The organism is Rhizorhabdus dicambivorans (assembly GCF_002355275.1).
GTDB classification, from domain to species: domain Bacteria; phylum Pseudomonadota; class Alphaproteobacteria; order Sphingomonadales; family Sphingomonadaceae; genus Rhizorhabdus; species Rhizorhabdus dicambivorans.
In genome coordinates this window covers 463,065-482,530 of sequence record NZ_CP023449.1, presented here as the reverse complement: position 1 = coordinate 482,530, position 19,466 = coordinate 463,065, and the positions used below count along the sequence as shown (strand labels likewise).

Annotated in this window: 21 protein-coding genes; 12 read left to right on the top strand and 9 right to left on the bottom strand. The window is 67.4% G+C overall.

Annotation, left to right across the window (positions count from 1 at the left end; translation table 11 throughout):
- The first annotated feature begins 167 nt into the window (after positions 1–167).
- The 5 genes from dapF to CMV14_RS02280 all read left to right on the top strand — a co-directional run bounded on the left by dapF (position 168) and on the right by CMV14_RS02280 (position 5,099).
- Positions 168–974, top strand: coding sequence for a diaminopimelate epimerase (dapF, locus tag CMV14_RS02300; RefSeq protein ID WP_066960285.1), 807 nt, complete (start codon positions 168–170; stop codon positions 972–974).
- Positions 971–2,218, top strand: a complete 1,248-nt coding sequence (gene mtaB, locus CMV14_RS02295; RefSeq protein ID WP_066960284.1) for a tRNA (N(6)-L-threonylcarbamoyladenosine(37)-C(2))-methylthiotransferase MtaB — start codon at positions 971–973, stop codon at positions 2,216–2,218. The genes dapF and mtaB overlap by 4 nt, the downstream gene beginning before the upstream one ends.
- Positions 2,215–3,156 carry a signal recognition particle-docking protein FtsY gene (gene ftsY, locus CMV14_RS02290; protein WP_066960282.1) on the top strand — a complete coding sequence of 314 codons (942 nt, stop codon included), beginning with the start codon at positions 2,215–2,217 and terminating at the stop codon, positions 3,154–3,156. Before mtaB ends, ftsY begins: the two co-directional genes overlap by 4 nt.
- Positions 3,153–3,779 (top strand): septation protein A, encoded by a 627-nt coding sequence (locus CMV14_RS02285; RefSeq protein WP_066960280.1) that lies wholly within the window; start codon positions 3,153–3,155, stop codon positions 3,777–3,779. The genes ftsY and CMV14_RS02285 overlap by 4 nt, the downstream gene beginning before the upstream one ends.
- Before the next feature lie 96 nt (positions 3,780–3,875).
- On the top strand, positions 3,876–5,099 hold the full coding sequence (locus CMV14_RS02280) for a methyl-accepting chemotaxis protein (protein ID WP_238147169.1): 1,224 nt from the start codon (positions 3,876–3,878) through the stop codon (positions 5,097–5,099).
- A 170-nt stretch (positions 5,100–5,269) separates the two neighbouring features.
- Here the strand turns inward: CMV14_RS02280 and CMV14_RS02275 are convergent, their stop codons facing one another.
- Complete coding sequence (locus tag CMV14_RS02275; RefSeq protein ID WP_066960279.1) at positions 5,270–5,905, bottom strand: superoxide dismutase; 636 nt, start codon at positions 5,903–5,905, stop codon at positions 5,270–5,272.
- 226 nt (positions 5,906–6,131) lie between these two features.
- Here CMV14_RS02275 and CMV14_RS02270 point away from each other — a divergent pair, with 226 nt between their 5' ends.
- Positions 6,132–6,719 carry a urate hydroxylase PuuD gene (locus tag CMV14_RS02270; RefSeq protein ID WP_066960276.1) on the top strand — a complete coding sequence of 196 codons (588 nt, stop codon included), beginning with the start codon at positions 6,132–6,134 and terminating at the stop codon, positions 6,717–6,719.
- A 209-nt stretch (positions 6,720–6,928) separates the two neighbouring features.
- The gene (locus CMV14_RS02265; protein WP_066960274.1) at positions 6,929–8,524 is read left to right on the top strand and encodes an isocitrate lyase; all 1,596 of its coding nucleotides are present in this window, start codon (positions 6,929–6,931) and stop codon (positions 8,522–8,524) included.
- A gap of 193 nt (positions 8,525–8,717) precedes the next feature.
- Here CMV14_RS02265 and CMV14_RS02260 read toward each other — a convergent pair whose 3' ends face one another.
- Positions 8,718–9,971: a NupC/NupG family nucleoside CNT transporter gene (locus CMV14_RS02260; RefSeq protein ID WP_066960272.1), complete on the bottom strand. Its 1,254-nt coding sequence runs from the start codon at positions 9,969–9,971 to the stop codon at positions 8,718–8,720.
- Between the two features lie 103 nt (positions 9,972–10,074).
- Here CMV14_RS02260 and CMV14_RS02255 point away from each other — a divergent pair, with 103 nt between their 5' ends.
- Positions 10,075–10,713 carry a queuosine precursor transporter gene (locus CMV14_RS02255; protein ID WP_066960270.1) on the top strand — a complete coding sequence of 213 codons (639 nt, stop codon included), beginning with the start codon at positions 10,075–10,077 and terminating at the stop codon, positions 10,711–10,713.
- A gap of 136 nt (positions 10,714–10,849) precedes the next feature.
- On the top strand, positions 10,850–11,755 hold the full coding sequence (gene argB, locus CMV14_RS02250) for an acetylglutamate kinase (protein ID WP_066960268.1): 906 nt from the start codon (positions 10,850–10,852) through the stop codon (positions 11,753–11,755).
- Positions 11,756–11,780: 25 nt separating this feature from the next.
- Here the strand turns inward: argB and CMV14_RS02245 are convergent, their stop codons facing one another.
- The 3 genes from CMV14_RS02245 to CMV14_RS02235 form a co-directional block, all read right to left on the bottom strand.
- A complete protein-coding gene (locus CMV14_RS02245) occupies positions 11,781–11,981 on the bottom strand; it encodes a hypothetical protein (protein ID WP_066960266.1) in 201 nt (66 codons plus the stop codon).
- Positions 11,982–12,075: 94 nt separating this feature from the next.
- On the bottom strand, positions 12,076–12,327 hold the full coding sequence (gene infA, locus CMV14_RS02240) for a translation initiation factor IF-1 (RefSeq protein WP_066960263.1): 252 nt from the start codon (positions 12,325–12,327) through the stop codon (positions 12,076–12,078).
- Position 12,328: 1 nt separating this feature from the next.
- Positions 12,329–12,535, bottom strand: a complete 207-nt coding sequence (locus tag CMV14_RS02235) for a cold-shock protein (RefSeq protein ID WP_066960260.1) — start codon at positions 12,533–12,535, stop codon at positions 12,329–12,331.
- Positions 12,536–12,904: 369 nt separating this feature from the next.
- Between CMV14_RS02235 and CMV14_RS02230 the strand changes: the two genes are divergently transcribed.
- Positions 12,905–13,123 (top strand): hypothetical protein, encoded by a 219-nt coding sequence (locus CMV14_RS02230; protein ID WP_066960257.1) that lies wholly within the window; start codon positions 12,905–12,907, stop codon positions 13,121–13,123.
- A gap of 39 nt (positions 13,124–13,162) precedes the next feature.
- Here CMV14_RS02230 and dapD read toward each other — a convergent pair whose 3' ends face one another.
- The 4 genes from dapD to thrS all read right to left on the bottom strand — a co-directional run bounded on the left by dapD (position 13,163) and on the right by thrS (position 17,224).
- Positions 13,163–14,002 carry a 2,3,4,5-tetrahydropyridine-2,6-dicarboxylate N-succinyltransferase gene (gene dapD, locus CMV14_RS02225; RefSeq protein ID WP_066960254.1) on the bottom strand — a complete coding sequence of 280 codons (840 nt, stop codon included), beginning with the start codon at positions 14,000–14,002 and terminating at the stop codon, positions 13,163–13,165.
- A 1-nt stretch (position 14,003) separates the two neighbouring features.
- The gene (locus CMV14_RS02220; protein ID WP_066960252.1) at positions 14,004–14,669 is read right to left on the bottom strand and encodes a pyrimidine 5'-nucleotidase; all 666 of its coding nucleotides are present in this window, start codon (positions 14,667–14,669) and stop codon (positions 14,004–14,006) included.
- 162 nt (positions 14,670–14,831) lie between these two features.
- The gene (locus CMV14_RS02215) at positions 14,832–15,224 is read right to left on the bottom strand and encodes a putative quinol monooxygenase (RefSeq protein ID WP_176488970.1); all 393 of its coding nucleotides are present in this window, start codon (positions 15,222–15,224) and stop codon (positions 14,832–14,834) included.
- The gene (gene thrS / locus CMV14_RS02210; protein WP_066960249.1) at positions 15,221–17,224 is read right to left on the bottom strand and encodes a threonine--tRNA ligase; all 2,004 of its coding nucleotides are present in this window, start codon (positions 17,222–17,224) and stop codon (positions 15,221–15,223) included. The genes CMV14_RS02215 and thrS overlap by 4 nt, the downstream gene beginning before the upstream one ends.
- 152 nt (positions 17,225–17,376) lie before the next feature.
- Here thrS and CMV14_RS02205 point away from each other — a divergent pair, with 152 nt between their 5' ends.
- Together CMV14_RS02205 and CMV14_RS02200 are read left to right on the top strand one after the other, a co-directional pair.
- The gene (locus CMV14_RS02205; RefSeq protein WP_066960246.1) at positions 17,377–18,408 is read left to right on the top strand and encodes a YjgN family protein; all 1,032 of its coding nucleotides are present in this window, start codon (positions 17,377–17,379) and stop codon (positions 18,406–18,408) included.
- On the top strand, positions 18,392–19,456 hold the full coding sequence (locus CMV14_RS02200; protein WP_066960243.1) for a M48 family metallopeptidase: 1,065 nt from the start codon (positions 18,392–18,394) through the stop codon (positions 19,454–19,456). The genes CMV14_RS02205 and CMV14_RS02200 overlap by 17 nt, the downstream gene beginning before the upstream one ends.
- Positions 19,457–19,466: the final 10 nt, after the last annotated feature.

The following is a 19,466-nucleotide window of genomic DNA, read 5'->3' as shown; positions in this document are numbered from 1 at the left end:
TGGAAACATCTGCCGACTCGGAAATCGCGGTAAAACAATGAACTAGAGCGGACGAGCCGATGCAATCGGATCGTGAAAGGCTCCAAATCCTCCCTGCCCAGAGGGCGGGGAGGATCTTCAGGGCCGTTATGGACTTCCCACCCCCAAATCCCTAAGTCGCGCGGGCGATGCAGGTCCGCTTTCACAAGATGCACGGTCTCGGCAATGATTTCGTCGTGATCGATGCGCGCGCGGCGCCCGTGGAGATCACGGAGCGGCGGGCGCGGGCGCTTGCCGATCGCAAGACCGGGGTAGGCTGCGACCAACTGATCCTGCTCGAGCGCTCCGACATAGCCGATGCCAGGATGCGGATCTTCAACGCCGATGGCGGCGAGGTGGAGGCGTGCGGCAACGCGACACGCTGTGTGGTCAGCCTGCTCGGCGGCACCGCGACGATCGAGAGCCTGGGCGGGATGCTCGAAGGCACCAGCATCGGCGATCAGGTGTCGGTCGATCTGGGCGAGCCGCGCTTCGAATGGGATGCGATCCCGCTGGCCTATGCGATGGACACGCGCGCGATGCCGGTCGGCTGGGAGGAGCTGGAATCGCCCGCCGCCGTCAATGTCGGCAATCCGCACGTCATCTTCTTCGTGCCCGAGACCGACGCGGTGCCGCTCGACCGGCTGGGCCCGCTGATCGAGACCGATCCGCTGTTCCCCGCCCGGATCAACGTCAATGTCGCGAGCGTCGACGATCGCGGCAACATCCGCCTGCGCGTCTGGGAACGCGGCGTCGGCCTGACCGACGCCTGTGGCACCGGCGCCTGCGCGACCGCCGTCGCGGCGATCCGCGCCGGGCTGGTCGATTCGCCGGTGACGGTGACGCTGCCCGGCGGCCCGCTGACGATCGACTGGGCGCCGGGCAGGCCGATCCGCATGACCGGCCCCGCCACCCATGTGTTCACCGCCGAGACGGACCTGAGCCGGTTCGGATGAGCGGCCCCGAGCTGATCACCCTCGGCTGCCGGCTCAACATCGCCGAGAGCGAGGCGATGCGCGACGCGGCGGGCGACGCGGACGACCTGATCATCGTCAACAGCTGCGCCGTCACCGCCGAGGCGGTGAAGCAGGCGCGCAAGGCGATCCGCCAGGCGGCCAGGCGCCGCCCCGATGCGCGGATCGTGGTCACCGGCTGCGCGGCGCAGACCGACCCGGCGATGTTCGCCGCCATGCCCGAGGTGGCGCGCGTGATCGGCAATGCCGAGAAGGGCCGCGCCGACCTGCTCGCCTTCGAACGGCCCGCGCGGGCGGACATCCATGTCTCCGACATCATGGCCGTCCACGAGACCGCGCCGCACATGGCCGCCGCGTTCGGCAACCACGCCCGCGCCTTCGTCGAGGTGCAGAATGGCTGCGACCATCGCTGCACCTTCTGCGTGATTCCCTATGGACGCGGCAACAGCCGCTCGGTCCCCGCCGGGCTGGTGATCGACCGCATCCGCGCACTGGTCGCGGAGGGCCACCGGGAGGTGGTGCTGACCGGAGTCGACCTGACCAGCTACGGCCCCGACCTGCCGGGCAGCCCCAGCCTGGGCCAGCTCGTCGAGCGCATCCTGGCCCATGTGCCCGAGCTCGAGCGGCTGCGCCTGTCCTCGCTCGATTCTGTCGAGATCGACGACCGGCTGTTCGCGCTGCTCACCCAGGAGGCGCGGATCATGCCGCACCTCCACCTCTCGCTCCAGGCCGGCGACGACCTGACCCTCAAGCGGATGAAGCGCCGCCACAGCCGCGCCCAGGCGGTAGCGATGGTCGAACGGCTGAAGACGGCGCGGCCCGAGATCGCGATCGGCGCCGACCTGATCGCCGGCTTCCCGACCGAGGACGAGGCGATGGCCGCGAACAGCGCCGCGCTGATCGACGATTGCGACATCGTGTTCGGCCACATCTTCCCCTATTCGCCGCGCGCCGGCACCCCGGCCGCGCGGATGCCGCAGCTCGACCGGGCGACGATCCGCCGCCGTGCCGCGCTCCTGCGCGAGCGCGCCGAGGCGCGGCGCACGGCCTGGCTCGGCACCCTGATCGGCACCACCCAGGCGGTGCTGGCCGAGCGCGGCGGCACCGGCCATGCGCCCAATTTCGCGCCCGTGCGTTTCGGGGGCGCCGCACCCGCCCCGGGCGTGATCGCGGACACCATCATCACCGGCCTCGATAGCGACGGCCTCATCGGCAGGATTTCATGAGCGAAGCGCGCTGGCACGAGAAATTGTTCGGGGGCTTCCGCAAGACCTCCGACCGGCTCGGTGAGAATCTCACCGGGCTGCTGGGCGGCGGCAAGGCCGCGCTCGACGCGGCGACGCTCGACGAGATCGAGGAGGCGCTGATCGCCTCCGACCTGGGGCCCGCCACCGCCGGCCGCATCCGCGCGCGGCTGGACGGCGAGCTGTTCGAGAAGGGGCTGGACGAACGCACCCTGCGCGAGATCGTCGCGCAGGAGATCGAGAAGGTGCTGGCCCCGGTCGCCAAGCCGCTGGAGATCGAGGCCTTTCCGCGCCCGCAGGTGATCCTCGTCATCGGCGTCAACGGATCGGGCAAGACCACCACCATCGCCAAGCTCGCCCATATGCTTCAGGAGCAGGACTATGCGGTGATGCTGGTGGCAGGCGACACCTTCCGCGCCGCCGCGATCGGCCAGCTCACCGTGTGGGCCGACCGCATCGGCGTGCCGATCATCAGCGGTAAGGAGGGCGGCGACGCCGCCGGCCTGGTGTTCGAGGGGGTCAAGCAGGGCACCGAGAAGGGCATCGACGTGCTGATCGTCGACACCGCCGGTCGTCTGCAGAACAAGACTGGCCTGATGGACGAACTGGCGAAGATCAGGAGGGTGCTTGGCCGGCTGAACCCGGCGGCGCCGCACGACGTTCTGCTCGTGCTCGACGCCACCACCGGACAGAATGCGCTGAGCCAGATCGAGATATTCAAGGAGACGGCGGGCGTGACCGGCCTGATCATGACCAAGCTGGACGGCACCGCGCGCGGCGGCGTGCTGGTCGCGGCGGCCGAGCGCTACGGCATGCCGGTCCACGCGATCGGGCTGGGGGAAAGCATCGACGATCTCAAGCCGTTCGACCCCGCCGAGGTGGCCCGCGCGATCGCGGGCGTCGAGAGGATTGCCAGATAATGGGTGATGTTGCGTTGAAGCCGGCCGACAAGGGCCGCGAGCCTCCCGCCGGGATAAAGCTGGCGATCGATCTCGGCCCGCTGCTGGTCTATCTGGTCGCCTATTGGCTGACCAAGAATATCGTGCTGTCGACCGGCGTGTTCATGGCCGCTACCTTCGCCGCGATCGCCGCGTCCTGGATCATGGTCCGCAAGGTCTCGGCGATGCTGCTCTTCTCCGGGGCGATGGTGCTGGTGTTCGGCGGGCTGACCGTCTGGCTGCACGACGCCACCTTCATCAAGATGAAGCCCACCGTCTATTATCTGATGGTCGCCGCGATCCTGGGTTTCGGCCTGATCACCGACCGGCCGACTCTCAAGCTGGTGCTGGGCCAGGCCTATCCCGGCCTCACCGATCTCGGCTGGACCAAGCTGACCCGCAACTGGTGCCTGTTCTTCGTCGCGATGGCGGTGGCGAACGAGGCGGTGTGGCGGACGACGAGCATGGAATTCTGGCTCGGCTACAAGCTGTGGGGGGCGATGCCGGCGACCCTGCTGTTCGCGCTGGCCAATGTGCCGATGCTGATGAAGCACGGCCTGACCACCGAGAAGGCCGAGGACGCCGCCCTGCCCCCGCAGGGATAAGCAACTGAATTTCATCGAACTTTCATCAAACTGTCACGCCCGGCTTACCCCCTGTTTACCAGGCAGGGCCTAGGGCTCCGTTCGAGGAGCCTGATGATGAGCCGCCATTTCGCGATCGTGCCCGGTCTGACGCAGGATGATGCGTTGCGGGCCGCGATGACCGCCCAGACGATCGCCGCCGACGCCGGCCTGCGCGAGGTGATCGCCCGCTTCCGCGCCCAGCCGGAGCTGGAGGCGCTGCCGGTGGTCGATGGCGACGGCCGGCCGGTCGGCGCGGTGCTCGAGCGCGATGTCCGCCGGCTGCTGCTCAATCCGTTCGGCCATGCGCTGCTCGACAATCGCAGCCTCTATCGCAGCCTCGACGGGTTCGTGAGCGACGTGCCGGTGGCCGAGCTCGACGCCGGGCTCGGCCATCTCTTCGCGCTGATCGCCGATGGCGGCGGCCATGATGCGCTGATCCTGACCGAGCGGGGCCGCTTCCTCGGCGCGATCAGCGGGCGGACGCTGCTGCGCATGGCGGCCGACCGCGAGGCGGCGGTGGCGGCGCGGCGCGCGCGGCAATTGCGCAAGATCGCCGAGGCGTCGGAGGCGATGCGCGCCGAGGCGGCGCTGATGTCGAGCGAGATCGAGGGTGCTTCGAACCAGCTTCAGAACGCCGCCCGGACGATGAACGACCAGGCCGGCGATGTCGGTGCCAAGGGGCTGTCGGTGATGGCCGCCGCCGCGCAGGCCGCCGACAATGTCGGGGAGATTGCGACCCAGGGCCGCCAGCTCGTCGAGGAGCTGGAAGGGCTGGGCCGCGAGGTCGGCCAGGCGCGTGCCTCGACCGCCCGGGTCGGCGCGCTGATCGAGCAGGGCGGCCTGCGCGCGCGCCAGCTGAGCGAGGCGACCCGCGAGATCGGCGAGGTGGTCGAGGCGATCGACGCCATCGCCCGCAAGATCAACCTGCTGGCGCTCAACGCCACGATCGAGGCGGCACGCGCCGGCGAGTCCGGACGCGGCTTCGCGGTGGTCGCCGCCGAGGTGAAGACGCTGGCCCAGCAGACCCGCGACGCGGCGCGCCGCATCGCCCCCCGCATCGCCGGCGTGCAGAGCGGGGTCGGCAGCGTCGCCGCCGGCCAGGCCGGCATCGAGACCGCCATCGCCACGCTCGACGGGATCGCCTCGACGATCGACGGCACCGTCGCGCGCAACCGCGCCGCCGGCGAGCGGATCAGCGCCAATGTCCGCGACGCGGCCGGCGCAACGACCATATCCGCGAGCAGGCCGCCGAGATCAGCGCCACCGCCACCGACGCGGCGCAGGGCTCCGCCGCGATGACGGGGATCGCCCGTTCGCTGACGGTCGGCGCCGACCGCCTGCAGCGCCGGCTGGGGCGCTTCCTCGAGGAGATAGAGGCGGCGTGATGCCGATATCTCGTCATCCCGGGCCCGACCCGGGATGACGTGATCAAATGAATGCCATTCCCCTGAACGGAAAGGCCGGTCGCATTACGCCGCCTCGGGCACCAGATCGCCCTTGGCGGCGGCATCCTCGTCGATGTTGCGCGAGACGAAGTCCCAGTTCACCACCTTGCCGAGCACCGCTTCCGCGAATTTGGGCCGCGCGTTGCGATAGTCGATATAATAGGCATGTTCCCACACATCGAGGGTCAGCAGCGGCTTGAGGCCCTCATGGCCCAGCGGCGTCTCGCCGTCATGGAACGACATGATCTTGAGCGCGTCGCCGGCCAGCACCAGCCAGGCCCAGCCGCTGCCGAAATGGCCGACGGCCTCGGCCGCCAGCTTCTCGACCAGCGCCTGCTGGCTGCCGAAGCTCGCCTCGATCAGCCGGGTGAGCCGTTCCGACGGCCGGGTCGACCCTTCGGGCGCCAGGCACTGCCAGAAGAAATCATGGTTCCAGATCTGGCCGGCATTGTTGAGCAGCGGCTTGTCCGCGCGGTCGCGCGCGAGGTCGATCACCTCGACCAGCGACTTGCCCGCCAGTTCCTTCTCCTCGATCCAGCCATTGACCTTGTCGACATAGGCCTTGTGGTGCTTGCCATGGTGATAATCGAAGCTCTCGGCCGACAGCACGGGCTCAAGCGCCGCCTTGTCGAACGGCAGCGGGGGCAGGACGAAAGCCATGGGAATCTCCATTCTGGCGATGATCGGGATCGTCCTTTAACGAACCGCCGCCGTCCGGGCTCCCCCTTCCGTGCCGGAATCGTCGCATTTCTGCGGCATGACGTCGCTTGTCGCGGCCTGCGGCGCCGCTGCATAAATATGTGACAAATCCCCGCCAGATTCCTACAGTGGCCGGCAGAAGCGGTCCGCACGGCGAAGGGGGCGGACGCAACTGCAGGGGAACGCCATGGACAAGTTTTTCGGAAATCTGCACCTGGTGCTGGTCGTCGGCCTGGTCGCCGCGATCGCGCTGATCGGCTATTCGGGTGGCTTCGCCGATCATGCGCAGATCTTGCGCTGGTTGCACCTTTTCTTCGGCATCACCTGGATCGGTCTGCTCTATTATTTCAACTTCGTGCAGATCCCGACCATGCCGGCGGTGCCCGCCGAGCTGAAGCCGGGCGTGAGCAAATATATCGCTCCGAAGGCGCTGTTCTTCTTCCGCTGGGGCGCCGCCTTCACCGTGCTGACCGGCCTCGCGATCGCGGCCACATCGCACAACGCCCCTGAGGGTTCGTCGGCCGGCTATCTGGTCGCCGCGCTGACGCTCGATCCCGCCTACCGGCTGATCGGGATCGGCATGTGGCTGGCGCTGATCATGGCCTTCAACGTCTGGTTCCTGATCTGGCCGGCGCAGAAGAAGGCGCTGGGCCTGGTCGAGGCCGACGCCGACACCAAGGCGAAGGCCGCGCGCACCGCGATGATCTTCTCGCGCACCAACACGCTGCTGTCGCTGCCGATGCTCTATTCGATGATCGCCGCCAATCTCGGCTGATCGTCACGGCGAGCAAGAGTGTGGGGCCGGGGGCTATGCCTCCGGCCCCTTCTCTTTGGCCCCTTGCCGCAATGTAAGAACCTTACAACTTTTCGACGCAAACCGTCCGTCGGTCCACGGCTTCACCCGATTTTCTGACAAAGCAGGGCTGACTTTGCCCGGGATTCGGGGTTCTCCGGCTGCACTATTTGTACAGTCGAGGACCGATCATGAGCTACCAGGACGAAATCGCACAGGCCGAGCAGCTGATCAGCAGGCAGGGGTCGCCCTGGGCCGGGATCGGCGCCGAGGCGGTCGCCCGCATGCGGCTGCAGAACCGCTTCCAGACCGGTCTCGACATCGCGCGCTACACCGCGAAGATCATGCGCGAGGACATGGCGGCCTATGACGCCGACCCGGCCAACTACACCCAGTCGCTGGGCTGCTGGCACGGCTTCATCGGCCAGCAGAAGCTGATCTCGATCAAGAAGCATTTCGGCACCACCAAGCGCCGCTACCTCTATCTGTCGGGCTGGATGGTCGCGGCGCTGCGCTCCGACTTCGGCCCGCTGCCCGACCAGTCGATGCATGAGAAGACCAGCGTTCCGGCGCTGATCGAGGAACTCTACACCTTCCTGCGCCAGGCCGACGCCCGCGAGCTGGGCGGCATGTTCCGCGAGCTCGACAAGGCCCGCGAGACCGGCAACCAGGTCGAGGAGCAGCGGCTGATCCAGGCGATCGACAATTACCAGACCCATGTCGTGCCGATCATCGCCGACATCGACGCCGGCTTCGGCAATGCCGAGGCGACCTATCTGCTCGCCAAGAAGATGATCGAGGCCGGCGCCTGCGCGCTACAGATCGAAAACCAGGTGTCCGACGAGAAGCAGTGCGGCCACCAGGACGGCAAGGTGACGGTGCCGCACGAGGACTTCCTCGCGAAGATCCGCGCCTGCCGCTATGCCTTCCTCGAACTGGGCATCACCGACGGCATCATCGTCGCCCGCACCGACTCGCTGGGCGCGGGCCTCACCAAGCAGATCGCCTTCTCGGCCGAGCCGGGCGACATCGGCGACCAGTATAACAGCTTCCTCGACTGCGAGGAGATCACCGACATCCGCAGCATCAACGGCGATGTCATCATCAACCGCGACGGCAAGCTGATGCGCCCGAAGCGGCTGCGCTCGAACCTGTTCCAGTTCCGCGAGGGGACCGGTGCCGACCGCTGCGTGCTCGACTGCATCACCTCGTTGCAGAACGGCGCCGACCTGCTGTGGATCGAGACCGAGAAGCCGCATATCGAGCAGATCGCCGGCATGGTCGACCGCATCCGCGAGGTGATCCCGAACGCCAAGCTGGTCTACAACAACTCGCCGTCGTTCAACTGGACGCTGAACTTCCGCCAGCAGGTGTTCGACGCCTGGGCCGAAGCCGGCAAGGACGTGTCGGGCTATGACCGCGCCAGGCTGATGAGCGTCGACTATGACGGCTCGGAGCTGGCCACCGAGGCCGACGAGAAGATCCGCACCTTCCAGCGCGACGCGGCGAAGCGGGCGGGCATCTTCCACCACCTGATCACCCTGCCGACCTACCACACCGCGGCGCTGTCGACCGACAACCTCGCCAAGGAATATTTCGGCGAGGCGGGCATGCTGGGCTATGTCGCGGGCGTGCAGCGCCAGGAAATCCGCCAGGGCATCGCCTGCGTGAAGCACCAGAACATGTCGGGCTCCGACATCGGCGACGACCACAAGGAATATTTCGCCGGCGAAGCGGCCCTCAAGGCCGGCGGCGTCCACAACACGATGAACCAGTTCGCGGCATAACCGCGACGACATCGGCTTCTTCGGAGAGGAACGGGAAGGCCCGGGGCGAGAGTCCCGGGCCTTCTCCCTTTCGGGCGTAGGCTGCTGTGATCAGAGCAATGTGCCAGATTCCTGAATCAGACACATTGCTCTAAGCTTCTGTTATCGCATCGCTTTTTGCGGAAAACCGGTGTCCATCTTTCCGCGCGATGCTCTAGCTGGGGATCAGCAATCCCGCCATCGCCGCCGACATCAGATTGGCGAGGCTGCCCGCCACCAGCGCCTTGATGCCGAGCTTGGCGATCATCGGGCGCTGGTTGGGGGCGAGGCTGCCGGTCGCCGCCATCTGGATCGCGATCGACGAGAAATTGGCGAAGCCGCACAGCGCGAAGGTTATCACCGCGACGCTGTGCGCGCTCAGCGTCTCCTTGATCTGGCCGAGATGGATATAGGCGACGAACTCGTTGAGCACGACCTTCTCGCCGAACAGGCCTCCGGCCAGCTGCGCCTGATCCCAGGGGATGTTGAGCAGGTACATGACCGGCGCGAACAGATAGCCGAAAATCTGCTGGAAGCTGATGTCGGGCCAGCCGAACCAGCCGCCGGCGATGCCGAGCAGCCCGTTCGCCATCGCGACGAGACCGACGAAGGCGAGCACCATCGCCCCCACCGCGACCGCGATCGCGACGCCGGTCTGCGCGCCGACCGAGGCGGCCATGATGAGGTTGGCGGGCCGCTCCTCGGCCTCATGCGCCTCGGCCAGCGCGATCACCTCGTCCTCGGGCTTCTCGCCCTGCTCGTCGGTGGCGATCGGATCGGGCATGATGATCTTGGCCATCAGCAGCGCGCCCGGCGCCGCCATGAAGCTGGCCGCGAGCAGCAGATCGATGCTGATACCCATCGACGCATAGGCGGCGAGGATCGTCCCCGCGACCCCGGCCATGCCCGAGGTCATCACCGCGAACAGCTGGTGCGGCGCGAGCCCGGCGAGATAGGGGCGGATGACCAGCGGCGATTCGCTCTGCCCGACGAAGATGTTTGCCGCCGCGCACAGCGATTCGACCTTGGAGACGCCGATCACCTTCTCGATGCCGCCGCCGACCCAGCGGATCACCAGCTGCATGATGCCGAGATAATAGAGGATCGAGACCAGCGAGGCGAAGAAAATGATCACCGGCAGCGCCGCGATCGCGAAGCTGGTGCCGCCGATCTCGGGCTTGACCAGCGGGCCGAGCAGGAAGTTGGTGCCGACCTGGGCATAGCCCAGCAGGCTCGACACGCCGGCCGAAAGCCCCGCCAGGGCCGCCTTGCCCCAGGGGAGGTAGAGCACCATCACCGCGATCCCGGCCTGCAGCGCGAAGGCGGCGCCGACCACGCGCAGGCGGATCGCCTTCCGATCCGACGACAGCGCCACCGCCACCAGCAGGATCAGCGCGATACCGGCCAGGCCGGTCAGCCATTTCGTCATTCGGTGTGATTCCCAGCCCCGTCGGAAAGCCGCAGCATGGCGCGCGCGCCTATCCGGTCAAGCGCTCTTTCGCTCGCGCCGCAATGCCGATAGCAATCGACCCATGACAGCCTCTCCCATCGCCAGCCGCTCGCTCTTCATCTTCTCGCTCTTCTATGGCGGGATGGTCTGCATCGCCGGGGTGCTGGGGGTGAAGCAGGTCGCGATCGGCCCGCTGGCGGTGGAGGCGGGCATCTTCGCCTTCCTGCTGCTCGTCATCATGTCGAGCGCGATCGCCGAGCTGCACGGCCGCGCCACCGCCGACGCGCTGGTGCGCTGGGGCTTCCTGCCGCTGATCGTCTCCGCTCTGCTGATCCGGCTGGTGCTGATCCTGCCGACCGATCCGGGCATGTATCCGCCCGCGATCGAGGCCTTCCCGATCGTCGTCGGGCAGAGTGCGCGGATGATGATCGCCGGGCTGATCAGCTATGGCCTGTCGCAGACGCTGAACGTCCTGGTGTTTGACAAGCTGCGCGGCAGCGGGGCGGGGCGGATGCTGTGGCTGCGCGGGATGATCGCCAGCGTGGTGAGCCAGATATTCGACACGGTGCTGTTCATCACGATCAGCTTCTATGGCGAGCGCGAGATACTGGGCCTGATGGGCGGGCAGATGGTGACGAAGGTGGTGCTGTCGGTGGTGCTGGTGCCGCCGCTGATCACCGCTTTCGTGGCGCTGGGGCGGAAGCTGGACGCGAAGCGATAATCGTCGCCCGGGCGGAGCCGGGGCCGCAAGAGAATCGCGGTGCGCAGGAGATGCTGACGGCCCCGGCCTCCGCCGGGGCGACGATCCCGTGACAGGATGATTTGACTCCACGCGCGCCTGGGCTAATGGCCCGCCCATGTCGACCGATCACCATCCCGATCCCGCCCTCCTCGCCAAGGCCGAGACCCTCGTCGAGGCGCTGCCCTATATGCAGCGCTATGCGGGCGAGACCTTCGTGGTCAAATATGGCGGCCATGCGATGGGCGACCCGGAGGCGGCGCGCGACTTCGCCGAGGATATCGTCCTGCTGAAGGCGGTGGGGATCAACCCGGTCGTCGTCCATGGCGGCGGCCCGCAGATCGGCAAGATGCTGAAGACGCTGGGCGTCGAGAGCAGCTTCGTCGACGGCCTGAGGGTCACCGATGCGGAGACGGCGCGGGTGGCCGAGATGGTGCTGTGCGGATCGATCAACAAGGAGATCGTCTCGTGGATCGCCCAGGCGGGCGGCCGCGCGGTCGGCATATCGGGCAAGGACGGCCGCATGGTCGTCGCCGAGAAGGTCCGCCGCACCCAGCGCGATCCGGAGAGCAATATCGAAAAGGCGGTCGACCTCGGCTTCGTCGGCGAACCGGCCGACATCGACCGGCGCGTGATCGACACCATCTCCAAGGCCGGGATGATCCCGGTGGTCGCGCCGATCGCGATCGGCGAGGACGGCCACACCTACAATGTCAACGCCGACACCATGGCGGGGGCGATCGCGATCGCGCTGGGCGCGGCGCGGCTGTTCCTGCTGACCGACGTGGCCGGCGTGCTCGACAAGCAGAAGAAGCTGATCCGCGACCTGACGCCAGGCCAGATCGCCGCGCTGCGTGAGGACGGCACCATCCTGGGCGGGATGATCCCGAAACTGGAAACCTGCGTCCATGCGGTCGAGGGCGGCGTCGACGCGGCGGTGATCCTCGACGGGCGGGTGCCCCACGCGATGCTGATCGAGGCCTTCACGAAGCGCGGCGCCGGCACGTTGATCGGGATGGACTGATCGAGGTCCAGGGCGCCGGCGGCGATCAGACCAGCTGGTCGCGCTCCGCTTTTTCCTCGGCCAGGCGGACGCGCATCGCCTCGGCGCGCAACTGCCGATCGGCCATGTCCCGCCACGATTTCTCCGAACGCAGGCAGCGCTCGCGGACATTGTCGAGCGTCGCGGCCGCGGCCTCGCGCGCGCAGGCGTCGGCCTGGGTTATATAATGGTTGCTGGTCGCGGACATCGGCGGTCCTCCCGAAGGGGCGGGCATGTCCGGCATGCCCGCCGGTTTTGTGGCTATTGATCGGTGATGATCCGGTGCGGCCGTCGCACCGGGCTCATCGGCGGCGCTGGCCCATTCCGGTGCCCGGCGTCCGCTCGCGATAGATGATCCGCCCCTTGTCGAGATCATAGGGCGTCATCTCCACCTGAACGCGATCCCCGGCGACCGAGCGGATACGGAAACGCCGCATCTTGCCGGCGGTATAGGCGATCAGGCGGTGGCCATTCTCCAGGAGAACGCGAAACCTGCCGTCCGGCAGGATTTCCTCGATCTGCCCGTCGAGGACCATCAAGTCCTCCTTGGCCATGTCAGGCGGACTGCAGGTTCACCGCAGACTGCTTGCCGCGACGGTCGGTCTCCAGCTCGTAGCTGACCCGCTGGTCCTTGTTCAGCGTCGCCATGCCGGCGCGCTCGACCGCGGAGATATGGACGAAGCTGTCGCCCGAGCCGTCCTCGTTGGCGATGAAGCCATAGCCCTTGTCGGTGTTGAAGAATTTGACGGTGCCGATCGGCATGGGATGTTCCTTTCACGAAACAGGGTTCTCGAGCGGCACGTGCCGTTCGAGGCCAGGAGGCGTGAAGAGGAAGGGATGCCCGTGCCGGGCGTCGAGTCCGCAGCAGGCGACTTTAGCGCCGCCGATTATAGCGCGGTACCGGGAAAAGTCCATTGACGTCGCGCCGGGGCCTCTTCCGTGCGGAGCAACGGGCGGCGCCCGGCCCCCGGCGACGGCCCGGTCCTTTGCGGTGTCGCGTGCCCGGTCCGGAGTCGATTGATTGCGACTCCGCCGCCCGCTTCTGCTAAGCAGGAGTCGTCGTCGATGAGGCAGAGAGCCCGCGATGACGTAAGGTTATTGTGTTCCCGCTGGCAGGAAGGAGAGCCCGCCATGGATCTGAACCAGCTCTATTATCGCCACCAGCTGAGCCTGATGAGCGCGGGGTCGGCATCATCCGACGAGACGCGACGGGCCTTCATCGACCAGGCCGACCGCTATGCATCGCGGATCAACCATGCGTCGGTCGGCCGGCCCGCGAAAAGCCCGCGCCGCTATCTGCTGCGTTCGGCCCGTTCGATCCTGGGCCTCGCCTCCCGCTTCGCCGCCTGATGGGGCCGGCGGACGGCAGCAGCCATCCGCCGAATCGCCTCAATCGCGCAGCAGTTCGTTGATCCCCGTCTTCGACCGGGTCTGCGCGTCGACGCGCTTGACGATCACCGCGCAGTAGAGGCCCGGCCCGCCGTCCTTGCCCGGCAGGGTGCCCGGCACCACCACCGAATAGCTCGGCACCCTGCCGACGAACACCTCACCGGTCGCACGGTCGACGATCTTGGTCGAGGCGCCGAGATAGACGCCCATCGACAGCACCGCGCCCTGCTCGATCAGCACGCCCTCGGCCACTTCCGAGCGGGCGCCGATGAAGCAGTCGTCCTCGATCACCACCGGCCCGGCCTGGAGCGGCTCGAGCACGCCGCCGATGCCGACGCCGCCCGACAGGTGGACATTCTTGCCGATCTGCGCGCAGCTGCCGACCGTCGTCCAGGTGTCGACCATCGTGCCCTCGTCAACGAAGGCGCCGAGGTTGACGAAGCTGGGCATCAGCACCGCGCCCTTGGCGATGTGGGCGCCGCGCCGGACGATCGATCCGGGCACCGCGCGGAAGCCGGCGGCGCGGAACTGCGCCTCGCCCCAGCCGGCGAACTTCGACGGCACCTTGTCCCACCAGCTCGCGCCGCCGGGGCCGCCGGGGATCAGCTCCATGTCGTTGAGGCGGAAGCTGAGCAGCACCGCCTTCTTAAGCCACTGGTTGACGGTCCAGGTGCTTTTGCCGTCTTGGGCCGGCCCCTTCTCGGCCACGCGGCGCTCGCCCGAATCGAGCGCGAGCAGCGCCGCCTCGACCGCGTCGCGGACCTCGCCCTTCGTCGAGAAGGTGATGCCGTCGCGCTCCTCCCAGGCCTTTTCGATGATGGTCTGAAGATCGGTGCTCATGTCATTCCCCCGTGATTTCGTGCAGCCATTGGCCGACATCGTGGATCTCATAGTCGATGAAGCTCGCATCGGCCTGGTGATTGCCGAGCTCGGAACCGTTGTTCACCCAGACGGTGGTCATGCCGATCGCCTTGGCGGGCTTCAGGTTGCGCGCCATGTCCTCGACGAACAGCGAGGTGGTGGGATCGATGCCGAAGGCGGCGACCATCGATTCATAGGAGGCGACATGCGGCTTGGGCTGATAGGCGCAGGCGTGGATGTCGTGGATCGCCTCGAAGCTTTCCGACAGGCCCAGCCGCGCCAGCACCCGCCCGGCATAATCGGCGTCGCCATTGGTGAAGATCAGCTTGCGGCCCGGAAGCCTCGCCACCGCCTCGACGAGCAGCCGGTCCTCCGCCAGCACGTCCATCTCGATATCATGGACGAAGGCGAGGAATTCGTGCGGGTCGATCGCGTGGCTCCGCATCAGGCCCGACAGGGTGGTGCCATGTTCGCGGAACATCTGCTTCTGGATGCGCTTCGCCTCGACCGGATCGACGCCGAGTAGCCGCTCGACATAAAGGCCCATCTTGGCGTCGATCAGCCCGAACAGGTCCGCCGACGCCGGATAGAGCGTGTTGTCCAGATCGAAGATCCAGGCGTCGATATGGCCGAGGGCGGGCAGCATGGGCGGGCGAGTAGCCTGTGGGGGGGACGCGCGCAATATTTCCCATCGCCCGGACGGGGCGATCGGACCCGATCCGTTTCAGATCGAATCGGATCAGGTCTGAAATTCCTTTTCTCGCCATGATCTCCGAGCCGGCGGATTTTCAATCCGCCTGGAAATCACTTAGCCGCCCAGGCCGGTGCCGCCGACCGGCTCGGTCTCGAAATAGCTGTCGAAGCCGGCGATCAGCGGCCTGCCCCGCCCGATCGCCGCCTGGACCGACGGCAGCTTGAGCGAGGCGGCGTGATCCTCCTTGCGGTCCCACACCTCCGTCACCCAGATGCCGTTCGGGTCCTTCGCGTCCTTCGCGACGATATAGGAGCGGCAGCCGGGCATGCTGCCCGATCCCTCGGTCAGGATCGCGATCAGCGCGTCGCGCTGGCCCTCCTTGGCGGTCATCTTGCCGATCAGGCCATACATGGTCGCATTCTCCTGCGGTGCGGTGAAGCCGGGCCCGGCGGCGAGCATGGCGATGGCGACGCCGCCGGCCATCGCCTCGCGCCGCGTTACGGTCATCGGCGAAGGTCGGGCGGGGTCGCCTCGGCCAGCAGCGCGGCTATCGCCTCGTCGATCGGCAGCACGGTCTGCGCCTGTTCGCCAAGGCGGCGGATCGCGACGGTGCCCTCCTCGGCCTCGCGCTTGCCGACCACCAGCAGCGCGGGGACCTTGGCCACCGAATGCTCGCGCACCTTGTAGTTGATCTTCTCGTTGCGCAGGTCGCTCTCGACGCGCAGCCCCGCCGCCGCCAGCTTCGCCTCGACTTCGCGCGCATAATCGTCGGCCTCGGAGACGATGGTGGCGACCACCGCCTGCACCGGCGCCAGCCACAGCGGGAAGCGGCCGGCATGATGCTCGATGAGGATGCCGATGAAGCGCTCGAAGGTGCCGAGGATCGCGCGGTGGAGCATGATCGGGCGATGCCGCTCGCCATCCTCGCCGACATAGGAGGCGTCGAGCCGTTCGGACAGCACCGTGTCGGTCTGCAAGGTGCCGCACTGCCAGGTCCGGCCGATCGCGTCGGTCAGGTGGAATTCGAGCTTCGGCGCATAGAAGGCGCCCTCGCCCGGCAGTTCGTCCCAGCCATATTCTTCCGTCGCGCGGCCGGTCGCGGCGACCGCATCGCGCAGCGACTGTTCGGACCAGTCCCACATCTCATCGCTGCCGAAGCGCTTCTCAGGCCGCAGCGCCAGTTTGATCGCATATTTCTCGAAACCGAGATCCCTGTAGATCGAGTCGAGCAGGTCGCAGAAGATCCGCACCTCGTCGACCAGCTGGTCGGCCCGGCAGAAGACATGCGCGTCGTCCTGGGTGAACTGGCGCACGCGCATGATGCCGTGCAGCGCGCCATGCGGTTCGTTGCGGTGGCAGCAGCCGAACTCGGCCATGCGGATCGGCAGGTCGCGATAGCTCTTGATCCCCTGCTTGAAGATCAGGATGTGCCCGGGGCAGTTCATCGGCTTGAGCGCCATCAGATCGCCCTCGCCCGACAGCACCGGCCCCTCATCCTCGGTGCTCGGTATCTCGTCGGGAACGACGAACATGTTCTCGCGATATTTGCCCCAGTGGCCGGACTGCTCCCACTGGCGCGCGTCCATCAGCTGCGGCGTCTTAACCTCGACATAGTCGGCGGCGTCGAGCTTGCGGCGCATATAGGCCTCCAGCACCCGCCACAGGCGGAAGCCCTTGGGATGCCAGAACACCGAGCCCTGCGCCTCGGACTGGAGGTGGAACAGGCCCATCTCCTGCCCCAGCTTGCGATGGTCGCGCTTGGCGGCCTCCTCCAGCCGGGTCAGGTGCGCGTCGAGCTGCTTCTTGTTGAGCCAGCCGGTGCCGTAGATGCGGCTGAGCATCGCATTGCTCTGATCGCCGCGCCAATAGGCGCCCGAAACGCGGGTCAGCTTGAAGGCGGCGGGATCGAGCTTGCCGGTGGAGGGAAGGTGCGGGCCCCGGCACATGTCGAGCCAGTCGTCGCCCGACCAGTAGACCGTCAGCGGCTCGTCGCCGGGCAGTTCGGCGGCCCATTCGGCCTTGAAGCTCTCGCCCTGCTGCTTCCAGCGCGAGATCAGCTGCTCGCGGCTCCATTCCTCGCGGCGCAGCGGCTTGTCGGCGGCGATGATGCGGCGCATCTCGGCCTCGATCGCCGGCAGCTCCTCATCGGTGAAGGGGCCGCGATCGGGCGCGGGCGCGAAGTCGTAATAGAAGCCGTCGTCGGTCGAGGGGCCGAAGGTGATCTGGGTGCCGGGGAACAGGCTCTGCACCGCCTCCGCCAGCACATGGGCATAGTCGTGGCGGGCGAGATCGAGTGCCTCGGCCTCGTCGCGGCCCGTCACCAGCGCCAGCGTAGCATCCGCTACAAGCGGCCGATCGAGGTCGCGCAGTTCCCCGTCCACCTTCGCCGCGAGCGCCGCCTTGGCGAGGCCCGGACCGATCGCGGCGGCGATCTCCGCCGGGGTAGTGCCCGTCTTCACTTCGCGCACCGAGCCGTCGGGAAGCGTGATGGTGAGAAGATCGGACATGGGAAAAGCTGAATCCTTCGGTTTTGCGGAGCGCGGCTTATGCCCGCGATAGAAGGCGAGGGGAAGGCTTCGCATCACATCGGAGCGATCTGCGCTTGACGGCGCGCGCCGCACATTGTCCGATCCCGCCGGGGCAAGGGGGAGACGGGGACATGAGCGACGAACAGGCCGGCAGCGCCTTCCGGTTCAACGGCCACTGGCGCGAGTTCGCGCCGATCGCCTTCACCAACCTGCTGCTGATCATCGTCACGCTGGGCATCTACCGCTTCTGGGCCAAGGCCCGCGAGCGCCGCTATCTGTGGAGCCGCACCGATTTCATCGGCGATCCGCTGGAGTGGACGGGGACGGGCAAGGAGCTGTTCATCGGCTTCGTCATGGCGATCCTGATCTTCGGCGTGCCGCTGTTCGTGATGCAGCTCGTCATCCAAGGGCTGATCTTCCGGGGGCAGATCTGGCTTGTCGGCTTGACCGCATTTTTCTTTCCCTTCGCGCTGCTGTTCGTGATGGGCGTCGCCCGCTTCCGCGCGCTGCGATACCGGCTGAGCCGAACGCACTGGCACGGCATTCGCGGCGGCTGCGACCAGAAGGGGCTGGCCTATGGCTGGTCCTATCTCTGGAAATCGATCGTCGGCGGCCTGTTCTTCGGCTTGATGCTGCCCTGGTCGATGATCGAGCTGTGGAATCAGCGCTGGAACGAGATGAGCTTTGGTTCGCACAGCTTTACGGCGGGGGCGGAATATAAGCCGCTGCTGATGCGGCTGCTGATCTGTTTTGGAGTAGCGATCGTGGCAGCTTTGCTGATCGGAGGCCTGACGGCCATTTCCGGGTGGCTGGCGGTTTTCCTGCTGCCATTCGCGCTGGCCGTCGGTCTGCTCGTGCTCTTCACGGTTTATTATGCGCTGTTCCTGCGCCTCGCCATCGGCGGAATGACGCTCAACCGGATCGACTTCGCCTTCACCGCCCGATCGTTCGACATCGCCAAGCTGCTGCTCGGCGATCTCGCATTGCTGGTGTGCACGCTGGGCCTCGGCTTCGTCTTCCTCAGCTATCGCCACTGGGCCTTCTTCATCCGCCATATGGAAGCGAGCGGCGAGGTGGAGCTAGCGAGCCTGATGCAGTCCGAAACCGAGGAACCCAAGCAGGGTGAGGGGCTGCTCGACGCCTTCGATGTCGGCGCCTTCTGATCCCGAAGACCGGCGCGCACCGGCCTGGCTGCATGACGGCCGGTCGGCGCTACGCCACGACGTCACCGTCGCGATCGATGGCGACCGGCTGGCGATCGAGGGGTTCGATCCGGTGCCGCTCGCTTCGCTGCGCCGGCTAGACGGGGCGGGGCTGCTCTATGGCCGCAGGGATCTGGCCGGCTGGCGGCTGGGCTTCGATGTCGAGCCGCCCTCCGCGATCCTGTGGCGGCTGCCGGCCGCGGCGCACTATGGGGGGCTGATCGACCGGATCGGGCTTTGGCGCGCGGCGATCGTGCTTCTGCTGCTGTCGGCGGCCGTGCTGGTCGCCGCGATCCAGGGCTTCGGGCTGCTCGCCCGCGCCATCCCCTATGGCTGGGAACAGAGACTGGGCGACGCGATCAGCGGCGATTTCGGCGAATATGCCTGCCGCGCGCCGGCCGGGCAGGCGGCGCTCGACGGGCTCGCCCGCCGGCTCTCCCCGCTTAGCCGGCCGATCCGGGTGGGCGTGGTGAACATCCCCGCCGTCAACGCCGTGGCGCTGCCGGGCGGGCGCATCCTGATCTTCCGGGGGCTGATCGACGAGGCGCGGTCGCCCGACGAGGTGGCCGGGGTGCTGGCGCACGAGATCGGCCATGTCGAGCATCGCCATGTGCTGGTCGCGCTGCTGCGCCGCTTCGGCATCGGGCTGCTGATCGGATCGGGCGGCACCGCCGCCGACTATGGCCAGGCGCTGATCGATTCGCGCTACAGCCGCGCCGCCGAGAGCGAGGCTGACGATTATTCGATCGACCATATGCGCGCCGCCGGGATCAGCACCGCCGCCACCGCGAAGCTGTTCGAACGGCTGGGCAAGGAGGAGGCGGGCATGCCCGGCGTCCTCGCCTATATGGCGAGCCACCCGCCCTCGGCCGAGCGGCGCCGGCGCTTCGACGCGGCGGCGAAGGCGATGGGGGCGACCCGGCCGGCGCTCGACCCCGAACAATGGGCGGCGGTGCGCGCGATGTGCGGCAAGGCGAAACCGGACAGGGACTTCAGCCTTCGATTCTGAACCCGGCCGC